Source organism: Streptomyces sp. NBC_00273, from assembly GCF_036178145.1.
Classification (GTDB): Bacteria; Actinomycetota; Actinomycetes; order Streptomycetales; family Streptomycetaceae; genus Streptomyces.
On sequence record NZ_CP108067.1, the window covers coordinates 6997171 to 7007309 of the forward strand.

Consider the following 10139-nt stretch of genomic DNA (forward strand, 5'->3'; position numbering starts at 1 on the left):
CGAAGGGGGTGCCGCCCACACCGCGGCACCCCCTTCGCGTTCCCCGAGCCGGGCCGAATGCAGCCCTGTCGGCATCCCGTCCAGCCCCGCCGGCGTTTGAGGCGCGGGGGTTGGGGCGGAGCCCCGGGACACGGCGCCGCGCGCGGTATCGGCGGGTGCCGCGCGGGGCACGGGCGCAGCCCGGGAGGCGGCGGGCGGGGTCAGCGGGCGGCCTCGCGCGCGGCGAGCGCAAGGGTGCGGTGCGCCGCCGCCACGACCGCCGGATCCACGAACCGGCCGTCCGGCAGGGCCAGCGCCCCCGGGGCGGCGCGGGCCGCGCTCAGCACTTCCACGGCGGCGTCGACCTCCCCGGGCTCCGGGAGGTAGGCCCGCTCGATCACCGGGAGCTGGCGCGGATGGATCGCCGCCCGGCCGAGGAAGCCCAGGGAGCGCCCGCGGGCGCACGAGACCGCCAGCGACTCCAGGTCCCGGATGTCCGGGAACACCGACTGCGCCGGGGGCGCGAGCCCCGCGGCCCGGGCCGCGACCACCACCCGGGAGCGGCACCAGTCCAGGCCCGGCTCCGCGCTGACGGCCAGATCGGCCCGCAGGTCCGCCTCGCCGAGGGAGAGCCCGCGCAGGGCGGGGTGCGCGCGGGCGATCTCGTACGCGCGCTCCACCCCCACGGCCGATTCGAGCAGGGCGTACAGGCTCACCCCGCCGGTGCGGTCGGCGACGGCCGTGATCTGCCCGGGGGCGCTGATCTTGGGCAGCCGCAGCCCCGCGAGGCCGTGCAGCCCGCCCAGCGCACTCAGGTCGGCACCGCCCCAGGGGGAGTCCAGGGCGTTGACGCGGACGTGGACGGGGAGCGGGGGCCGCTCGGCGAGCAGCTCGGCGGTCGCGGCGCGGGCGTACTCCTTGCGCGAGGCCGGTACCGCGTCCTCCAGGTCGACGATGACGGCGTCCGCCCCGCAGGCGAGGGCCTTGGCGACCACCTCCGGGCGGTCGCCGGGCGCGTACAGCCAGGTCAGGATCACAGGGCTCCCTCGGTCCGCAGTGCGGTGATCTCGGCCTCGGTCAGTCCGAGCTCGGTCAGGACCTCGTCGGTGTCCGCGCCGTGCGGGCGGCCCGCCCAGCGGATCCCGCCGGGGGTCTCGGAGAGCCGGAAGAGGACGTTCTGCATGCGGAGCGGGCCCAGCTCCGGGTCCTCGACCTCGGTGACCGTGTCCAGGGCCGCGAACTGCGGGTCGGCCATCACGTCCCGCACGTCGTAGACCTGGGCGACGGCCGCCTCGGCGTCCTCGAACGCGGCGACCACCTCCTCGGCCTTGTGCCGGGCGATCCAGCCGCCGACGGCGTCGTCGAGCACGTCCGCGTGCCGGGCCCGCCCGGCGCCGGTCGCGAACCAGGGCTCGGCGATCAGCTCGGGCCGGCCCACCAGCCGCACGACCCGCTCGGCGATGGACTGCGCGGAGGCGGAGACCGCCAGCCACCGCCCGTCGGCACTGCGGTAGGTGTTGCGGGGGGCGTTGTTCGCGGAACGGTTGCCGGTGCGCGGCTGGACGTAGCCGAGCTGGTCGTACCAGAGGGGGTGCGGGCCGAGCACCGTGAGGATCGGCTCGACGATCGCCAGGTCCACGACCTGACCGTACCCGGTGCGCTCCCGCCCGGCGAGGGCGGTCATCACGGCGTACGCGCAGGTCAGCGCGGCGATCGAGTCGGCGAGTCCGAAGGGCGGCAGGGTCGGCGGCCCGTCCGGATCCCCGGTGATCGCGGCGAAGCCGCTCATCGCCTCGGCGAGCGTTCCGAAGCCAGGACGGTGGGCGTACGGGCCGTGCTGGCCGAAGGCCGTGACGCGCGCCAGGACCAGGCGCGGGTTGGCTGCGGACAGCTCGGGCCAGCCCAGCCCCCACTTCTCCAAGGTGCCGGGGCGGAAGTTCTCGATGACCACGTCGGCGGTGGCGGCGAGGCGCAGCAGGGTGTCCCGGCCGCCCGGGGTGGACAGGTCGAGGGTCATCGTCCGCTTGTTCCGGCCGAGGAGCTTCCACCACAGGCCGATCCCGTTCTTGGCGGGGCCGTGGCCGCGCGAGGGGTCGGGGCGTCCGGGGTGCTCGACCTTGACGACCTCGGCGCCGAAGTCGCCGAGCAGGGTGGCGGTCAGCGGCCCGGCGAAGAGGGTGGCCAGGTCGAGCACGCGGAGCCCCGCCAGCGGCCCGGTGGTGGTCACGAGGCGGCTCCGCGCTGCGCCGCGGCGAAGGCGTCGGTCTCGGCGCGGGTCGGCATCGAGTCCTGGGCTCCCGGGCGCTGGACGGAGAGCGCGGCCGCCGCCGAAGCCCAGCGCAGGGCCTCGGGCATCGGCCGGCGCTCGCCCAGGGCCACGGCGAGGGCGCCGACGAAGGTGTCCCCGGCGGCGGTCGTGTCCATGGCCCGCACCCGGGGCGCGGGCACGGTCAGCGGCTCCCTGCCGCGGGCGGCGTACAGCGCCCCGGCCGCCCCGAGGGTGATCACCACCTCGGGCACCTCGGCCAGTAGGGCCTCGGCGGCCCGGAGCGGGTCGGTGAGGCCGGTGAGGGCGGCCGCCTCGTGCTCGTTCGGGACGAGGAGGTCGGTGGCGGCGAGCAGATCGGCGGGCAGCGACTGGGCGGGGGCCGGGGTGAGCACCGTACGGACGCCGTGCGCGCGGGCGGCGCGGGCCCCGGCGAGGACGGCGGAGAGGGGCAGTTCGAGCTGGAGGAGCAGGGATCCGGCGGCGGCGATCCGGGCCTCGTCCCCCGTCTCCAGGCCGGTGACGGCGGCGTTCGCACCGGGGACGACGACGATGCTGTTGCCGCCCTCGTCGTCCACCGTGATGTGGGCGGTGCCGCTGGCGCCCTCGACGGTGCGCAGGGCCGCGGTATCGACCCGGGCCGCGGTGAGCGCGGAGCGCAGCCGTACGCCGAACTCGTCGGCCCCGACCGCACCGATCATCACCACCTCCCCGCCGGAGCGGGCGGCGGCGACGGCCTGGTTGGCGCCCTTGCCGCCGGGGACCGTGCGGAAGGCCCGGCCGGTGACGGTCTCCCCGAGGCGGGGGGCCTTGGCGACGTAGGCGACGAGGTCCATGTTCGTACTGCCGAGCACGGCGATGGCCGTCATGAGCGTGCTGCCTCCTGTGCGGTGAGGTGGGCGAGGGTGTCGAAGCCGATGCCGTCGAAGCCGGGGACGGTGGTGGCGAGACGGTTCTTGAGGGGTGCGGTCCAGCGGTGCGGGAGCGCGTCCGGGGAGCCGGCGAGCAGCCCGGCGAGGGCGCCGGCGGTGGCGCCGTTGGAGTCGGTGTCCCAGCCGCCGGACACGGCGCGGCAGACGGAGCGGGAGAAGTCCCCGTCGGCGTGGGTGAGGGCGGCGGCGATCAGCGCGGTGTTGGGGACGGCATGGACCCAGTGGTAGTGCCCGTAGCGGGCGTGCAGTCGGTCGACGACGCGGTCGAAGTCCGCCTCCTGCCCGGCCGCCCGGATCCCGAAGCGGACGGCCTCGGCGAGGCGCGAGCGGGGCGGTACGAAGGCCAGCCCGGTCCGGAGCGCGATGTGGACGTCCGACCGGCCGGTGGCGGCGGTGGCGGTGGCGGCCGCGACGAAGAGGGCGGCGTAGACGCCGTTGCCGGTGTGGGTCAGGGCGGCGTCCCGGTAGGCCTGGGCCGCGGCGGCGGCCGGATCGCCCGGATTGGTCCAGCCGTGGACGTCGGCGCGGATGAGGGCGCCGATCCACTCGCGGAAGGGGTTGTGGTGGGTGGCGGTGACGGGCGGCTCCAGGCCGAGGAGGAGATTGCGGTAGGCGATGCGCTCGGCGGTGAAGGTCCGCCCGGCCGGCAGCTCGTCGAGCCACAGGCGGGCCACGTCGGCGGTGGTGAAGCCCTTGCCGTGGCGCTGGAGGAGGAGCAGGCCGAGGAGGGGGTAGTTGAGGTCGTCGTCCTCGGGCATGCCGTCGATGTTCTCGGCGAGGGAGGTGGGGGCGGAGCGGCGGTTCCAGGGGTACGCGGCCAGGACCTCCGGCGGGACGCCGCGTTCGCTGAACCAGTCGTCCAGCGGCCAGTTGCCGGCGGCGCGGGCGAGCGCCCGGATCCCCTCCAGGGGCAGCTTCTCGACGGGCTTCCCGAGCAGGCACCCGACGGCCCGCCCGAGCCAGGCGGCTTCCAGCCGGGTGGCCTCCGGCCCGGTCCGCAGCAAGGGTTCCGGCGCCGTGCCGGGCGGTTGCGCCGTGCGGGGTGGCGCGGCTGCGGGCGCGGCGGTCCGCACGTGTTCCCGCCCTGCGGGCGGTGTCCCTGCTGCGCGGGGTGGGATGCGGCCGGGGACCGGTCCCGTGCTCGTGGGCGCCTGCTCCGGGTGGGACCGGACGCGGGCGCGGTCCGCGGGCCGTGGCCGCCCCGCTGCGGGCATCGGCGCGGGGCCGGGAGCGGCGGGAGGCGGTCCGGGGTCCGGGGCGGGGCTCCGGTCCCCGCCGCCCGCAGCCGGGTACGCGGGCGGAGCCGCGTTCCTGCTGCCCGGCTGCGGTTCGTGGGTTCGGCCGTCGGGGCAGGTGTGTGGCTGTGCCGTCGGGCGTTCGGGATCCCGATCGGGCCGACTGCTCGCTGTGCGGGTCGGGGCAGCTCCGGGGGTGGTGGGCCGCGTGTGTTCCTCCCCTGCGGGCGGCGCTCCTGCTGCGTGGGTCCGGGCCTGGGCGCCGACTGCCAGCGGTGGTGGTGGTTCCGCTGCGCGGGGCGGCGCGGGGGCGGGTGTGGCGGGCCCGAGAGGTCGGGCCGCGTGCATGTCGTCGGGTTTCGGGGCCGGGTCGGGCACGGTGATGCGGGCTGTGGCACCGGGGTCGGGCCGTGGAGTCGGGGTCGGGAGTTCGGCGGGTGGTCGGGGGGCTTCCGCGGCCGCGGCAGGTGGCCAGGTGGCTCGGATGGCCGGCCAGGACCGGGGCTCGTCGGCTGCGGAGCTGGGCGGGAGCTGCGCCAGGTCGTCGAGGAGGCGGGTGGCGAGGGCGCGCAGTTCCGGTGGGGCCGGGGCGGGGGAGGCGCCGGCGCGGTCGGGGGCCGGGTTGCCGCCCGCCGCGAGCCAGGCGCGGAGGGCGGCGGCCGGGTTCCGGCCGTCCTCCGCGGCCTGGCGCAGCTCGTGCCCGACCAGGTCCTCGGGCTGGGCCCAGGTCAGCCGGACGGGCCGGTCGGCGGGGCTGCGGTCGCAGGTGGTCATCGGGGGTCTGCGATCGCGGCGAAGGCCGCCTCGTGGGAGCGGCGGCGGGAGCGGTCGAGGGCGAAGATCTCCCGGGCCACCGCGGCCAGCGCGTCGGCCGGGGCGTGCAGGTCGAGTCGGCTGGCCTCGGCGACCTGCTTGGCCCAGGCGGCCGGGACCGCGGCTTCGCCGCCCAGGGCCCCGGCGATCGCCCCCGCCATGGTGGCGATGGAGTCGCAGTCCCGGCCGTAGTTGACCGCACCCAGGACCGCGGTCTCGTACCGTCCGTCCGCGACGAGCAGCATCCCGAGCGCGACCGGGAGTTCCTCGATGGCATGGAGGCGGGAGGGACGGCGGGCGTCGAGCGACGGGCTGCGGTAGTCCGGTCCGACCGAGTCGTACGGGGTCACCGCCGCCCGCAGCGGGGCCAGCGCCGACTCGAAGTCCCGGTGGCCGGAGGCCACTTCGCGGACGGCCGCGATCGCTTCGCGCGTGCCGTCCTTGGCCAGGGACAGGGCCGCGTCCACCACCGACGCGGCCGTCGCCCCCGGCACGCACGCGGCCGCCACCGCCGCCGCGAACACGCCCGCCGCCTCCCGCCCGTACGAGGACTGGTGCGCACCGGCGACGTCCAGCGCCTCCGCGTACGCGCCCGCCGGATTGCCCGCGTTGGCGATGCCCACCGGGGCCATGTACATCGCCGCGCCGCAGTTGACGATGTTCCCGCTGCCGGCCTCGCGGGGGTCGACGTGCGCGTAGTGCAGCCGGGTCACGATCCACTTCTCGGCGAGGAAGATCCGCTGCAACGGCAGGGCCTCGGCCTCCAGTTCCGGGATCCAGCGGGGCGTGGACATCAGGTCGGGGACCAGGTGATCGGCGATCGCGTAGGCGTCGAGGTGGTCCCGTACGGCCTCGTACACCCGTACCAGCGCGTGCGTCATCAGGGTGTCGTCCGTGACGTGCCCGTCGCCCTTGTGGTACGGGGCGATGGGGCGGGCCGTGCGCCAGTCCTCGTGCCAGGGGCCGACGATGCCGTGCACGCGGCCGCCGTGCCGTTCCACGATCTGGTCCGGAGTCCAGCCCTCCACCGGGCCGCCGAGCGCGTCGCCGACGGCGGCTCCGACGAGAGCGCCGCGGGCCCGGTCCTCCAACGTGAGCGTCATGTCCGAATCATCCCTTGGGTGAGGTGAGTTCCGTGGCCGCGAGGAGCGCGGCGAGTTCCACGAGGTCGGTGCCGGCGAGGCGGGGGAGGGCGCAGCCGGAGAGGGTGCGGCAGGCCTCGCGCCAGGCGGCGGGGATCGAGTCGCCGCCGCCGAGGACGCCGGTCAGCGCGCCGGCCAGGGCGGGGGCGGAGTCCGCTACGCGGGACAGGCAGGCGGCGGCCGGGACGGCCTCGGTCATCCTGCCGCGGGCGGCGGTGGCGAGGGCGAGGGCCACGGGGACGGTCTCGGCGGCGGCGATCCCGTAGCTGTAGACGTGGTCGACGATCTCGTGTTCGAGGGTGGGGACGATCGCGAAGGCGCCGCCGTCCTTGTGGGTACGGGCGAGGCGGACGGCGTGCCGGGCGTTGCGGCCGATCTCGGTGGCCTCGGGGAGCTGGGCGAGGGCGGCGTCCACGGCGGCGTCGACGGCGTCGTCGGCGCCGGTGGCGCTCAAGGCGGTGGCGATGGCGGCGGCCATGGCACGGGCGCCGTGCACCCCGTCGCCGTCCTGGGTGTAGCGGGCGTCGAACTCGGCGAGGTCGGCCGCGGCGCGGGCGTCGCCGGGATGCACGACGGCGAGGACGCAGGCGCGGACGCAGGCCGCGTCGTCGAAGTAGTGCGGGTTGTCGTGGCCGGTGGCGGGCGGGCGCAGGCCGGTGGCGAGGTTGCCGAGGCCGGCGCGGACGGAGATCCGGGCGCGGAGGGGCAGGACGGCGGACTCGACCTCGGGCGCGCGTTCCGCTGCCGCGGCGACTTCGGAGGCCAGGGCGTTCCACGCGAGGTCGATGGCGGCGCGCATCCTCCTCGATCTGCTGAGGTCGCTGAGGAGGACGCCGGCGGCGGTGAGCACGGACTCGGCGACGAAGGCGGCCCATTCGGCGTCGTCGGAGGGGCCGAGGCGGAGGGGTTCGGGGGGCTGGTTGAGGGCGATGGGGACGGGGAGGGTGGTGGTCGCGTTCTGCTCGGCGAAGGTGTCGAGCTCGCGGGTCAGGCGGCGGGTCCACTCGGGCATCCGGCTGGCGCGGTGGCGGGCGGCGGGCCACCCGGCCGCGTCGCCTGCGGCGAGCCCGAGGAGGAGGCCCTCGATCGGCCGGGCCCTTGCGGGGGGCTCGGCGGGACGTTGCGGGGCCGTCTGCCCGGCCCGCACCACGACCCGCGCCCCCGCCGCTCCCACGAGCTCCCCCCTGCCCGCGGCCAGACCTACGGGCCCCCGCCCACCCGGTGGCACGCCCCCGGGCCGAGGCGTTGCTGGGGGCGGGCCCGCTCCCGGGCCCGCCCCCGGAGCCGGGCCCGCGAGCTCCCGTTCGGCCGGGCCCGTACCCAGGGGCAGGGGCAGGGGCTGCGGCAGCGTGCCGGCTCGAGACTCGCCGCGCGGGGGCGGGCTCCCGGGGCCGCGCTCGGTCGAGGGCAGGCACTCGGACCCCGGTTCCGCCGGGGTCGGGGCCGGACCCGGCAGCCGAAGTGGCGGTGCCTCGGCCCGGGCCTGACCGGCCGGGGTCGGGGTCGCCGGGGGCAGCGCCAGCGTCTGGTCGTCCGGGGTGGAGGTCATCGGACGGCCTCGCATTCCGGGGTGAGGAGGTCCGCGATGTCCAGGACGTGGTAGCCCCGCATCGAGGGGAGACAGCTGCCGCGGACCGGGCCGATGGCCGAGGCCCAGGCGGCGGGGATCGCGCCGGCGCCCGACAGTGCGCCGGCCAGGGCGCCCGCCACCGCCGCGGTGGTGTCGGCGTCGCGGCCCATGTTCACGGCGGTGAGGACGGAGGACGGGAAGTCCCCCCGGCAGGCGGCGAAGGCTCCGAAGGCCAGGCCCACCGCCTCCGGGGCCAGGTCGGTCCACGGGTAGCCGCCGATGACCACCGCCGAGCGCACCGCCCGTTCGCCGCGCGGGGCGGCGGTGACCGCCCGGCGCAGGGAGCGGGCCGTCCAGGAGTCGGACGGGATGACGGACAGCGCCGCGGAGATCGCCGAGGCGGGGGAGCCGCCGGCCATGGCCGCGGCCACGCCCGCCGCGACCGCCTGGCCGCCGTAGATGCCCTCCCCGTCGTGGCTGACCGAGCCGTCGATGGCGACGAGCCGGGCCGCTTCCGCGGGCCGGCCCGCGGCGAAGACGCCGAACGGCGCGGCCCGCATGGCCAGGCCGTCCGACCACGCGTGCCGGTGCTGCGCGGAGATGGGCGCGGCCAGGCCCCGGCGGAGGTTCTCCAGGGTGCCGCGCTCGGAGAACCCGGCGCCCCGGAAGGGGCCCTCGTCGAGGTCGGCGATCCAGTGGTGCCAGGCCCGTTCCACGTGGGAGACGGTGAGCGCCGAGCCGTGGCGGGCCAGCAACAGCCCCGAGAAGATCGCGTACTCGGTGTCGTCCGTGCCCGCCGGGTCCTCCGACACGAATCCCTCGATGCGGCCCCACTTCGCCCGGATCTGCGACGGCTTCATGTTCTCCGCGGGGGCGCCCAGCGCATCGCCCACGGCGAGTCCGAGAAGAGCGCCCCTGGCCCGTTCGAGGAGGACCTGCGGATTGCATGCAATCAGCTTCATCGGCTCCATGGCGCGCCTCTCCCACATCGGATGGGGCTCATCATGAGCCCTTGGGGGATTTGTGCCATGGCATGTGGTTTGTCGCTCGTCGCGAAACACCCCGCGAACACCCCCGTCACCCGGTCGCCGACCCGCAAAAGCCCAGGTAAGTACGGCCTTCCTTGCTGGCGGGCAGCAGAAATCGTGCGTAGTTTCGAGGTGTTCAGGGGGAGCGGGGCGCGTCATGGCGCCCGTTCGCACATTTGGGGAGATTCCACGCATGTCCATCATCGACATCGAAGCACCGCTGCACACCGCGCACCGCGACAACCACACCCACCGCGACGTCAACGGTGGATGGCTGAGGCCGGCCGTCTTCGGTGCCATGGACGGGCTCGTCTCGAACCTCGCCCTGATGACCGGCGTGGCCGGCGGCGCCGTCGCCCCGCAGACCGTCGTCATCACCGGGCTGGCGGGCCTCGCGGCCGGCGCCTTCTCGATGGCGGCCGGCGAGTACACCTCCGTCGCCTCGCAGCGCGAACTGGTCCTCGCCGAACTGGACGTGGAGCGGCAGCAGTTGCGCAAGCACCCGGTCGACGAGATGGAGGAGCTCGCCGAGCTCTACGTCTCCCGCGGCGTCGAGCCGCCGCTCGCCCGCGAGGTGGCCATGCAGCTGTCGCGCGATCCCGAGCAGGCGCTGGAGATCCACGCCCGCGAGGAGCTCGGGATCGACCCCGACGACCTGCCCTCGCCGCTGGTCGCCGCGGTCTCGTCGTTCGGTTCGTTCGCGCTGGGCGCGCTGCTCCCGGTCCTGCCGTACCTGCTCGGCGCCACGGCCCTGTGGCCCGCGGTGCTGCTCGCGCTGGCCGGGCTCTTCGCCTGCGGTGCGGTCGTCTCCCGGGTCACCGCCCGGTCCTGGTGGTACAGCGGCGTGCGCCAGCTGGCCCTGGGTGGCGCGGCCGCCGGTGTGACGTACATCCTGGGAACCTGGATCGGTGGAGCCATAGGCTGACCGCGGCTGGAGTGAGACACTATGCAGTACGCAACATAAGTAGTCCGTTACTCGGCGGTTTCGAATCCGTGTCCGCCGGGAATCAGACCAGGGCTCCGGGCAACGATGCCCGCCCTGCACCGGGACCTCCGCCTCGCGCGACACCTCCGTAGAGCGCCGCGAAAGTCCCCTCTTTCTGCCTCGTGCAGTCCGCATGCTGGAATGACGTATCCGCTTCTCGGGATTGTCGTCATCATGTAATCTGCACGA

The 10139-nt window shown here is 76.1% G+C and carries 8 protein-coding genes; 1 reads left to right on the forward strand and 7 read right to left on the reverse strand.

What is annotated here, in order from left to right:
• Positions 1-200 precede the first annotated feature (200 nt).
• From OG386_RS31170 to OG386_RS31200, 7 genes are all read right to left on the reverse strand, one after another.
• Positions 201-1016: an HpcH/HpaI aldolase/citrate lyase family protein gene (locus tag OG386_RS31170; RefSeq protein ID WP_328790846.1), complete on the reverse strand. Its 816-nt coding sequence runs from the start codon at positions 1014-1016 to the stop codon at positions 201-203.
• Positions 1013-2206: a CaiB/BaiF CoA transferase family protein gene (locus OG386_RS31175; protein WP_328790847.1), complete on the reverse strand. Its 1194-nt coding sequence runs from the start codon at positions 2204-2206 to the stop codon at positions 1013-1015. The genes OG386_RS31170 and OG386_RS31175 overlap by 4 nt, the downstream gene beginning before the upstream one ends.
• Positions 2203-3114: a ribokinase gene (gene rbsK / locus OG386_RS31180; protein WP_328790848.1), complete on the reverse strand. Its 912-nt coding sequence runs from the start codon at positions 3112-3114 to the stop codon at positions 2203-2205. The genes OG386_RS31175 and rbsK overlap by 4 nt, the downstream gene beginning before the upstream one ends.
• Positions 3111-4685: an ADP-ribosylglycohydrolase family protein gene (locus tag OG386_RS31185; RefSeq protein ID WP_443053323.1), complete on the reverse strand. Its 1575-nt coding sequence runs from the start codon at positions 4683-4685 to the stop codon at positions 3111-3113. The genes rbsK and OG386_RS31185 overlap by 4 nt, the downstream gene beginning before the upstream one ends.
• A 497-nt stretch (positions 4686-5182) precedes the next feature.
• Positions 5183-6328 (reverse strand): ADP-ribosylglycohydrolase family protein, encoded by a 1146-nt coding sequence (locus OG386_RS31190; RefSeq protein ID WP_328790851.1) that lies wholly within the window; start codon positions 6326-6328, stop codon positions 5183-5185.
• A 7-nt stretch (positions 6329-6335) separates the two neighbouring features.
• Positions 6336-7916 carry an ADP-ribosylglycohydrolase family protein gene (locus OG386_RS31195; RefSeq protein ID WP_328790852.1) on the reverse strand — a complete coding sequence of 527 codons (1581 nt, stop codon included), beginning with the start codon at positions 7914-7916 and terminating at the stop codon, positions 6336-6338.
• Positions 7913-8899, reverse strand: a complete 987-nt coding sequence (locus OG386_RS31200; RefSeq protein ID WP_328790853.1) for an ADP-ribosylglycohydrolase family protein — start codon at positions 8897-8899, stop codon at positions 7913-7915. The genes OG386_RS31195 and OG386_RS31200 overlap by 4 nt, the downstream gene beginning before the upstream one ends.
• Before the next feature lie 259 nt (positions 8900-9158).
• Between OG386_RS31200 and OG386_RS31205 the strand changes: the two genes are divergently transcribed.
• Positions 9159-9890 (forward strand): VIT1/CCC1 transporter family protein, encoded by a 732-nt coding sequence (locus OG386_RS31205; RefSeq protein WP_030385523.1) that lies wholly within the window; start codon positions 9159-9161, stop codon positions 9888-9890.
• Positions 9891-10139 lie beyond the last annotated feature (249 nt).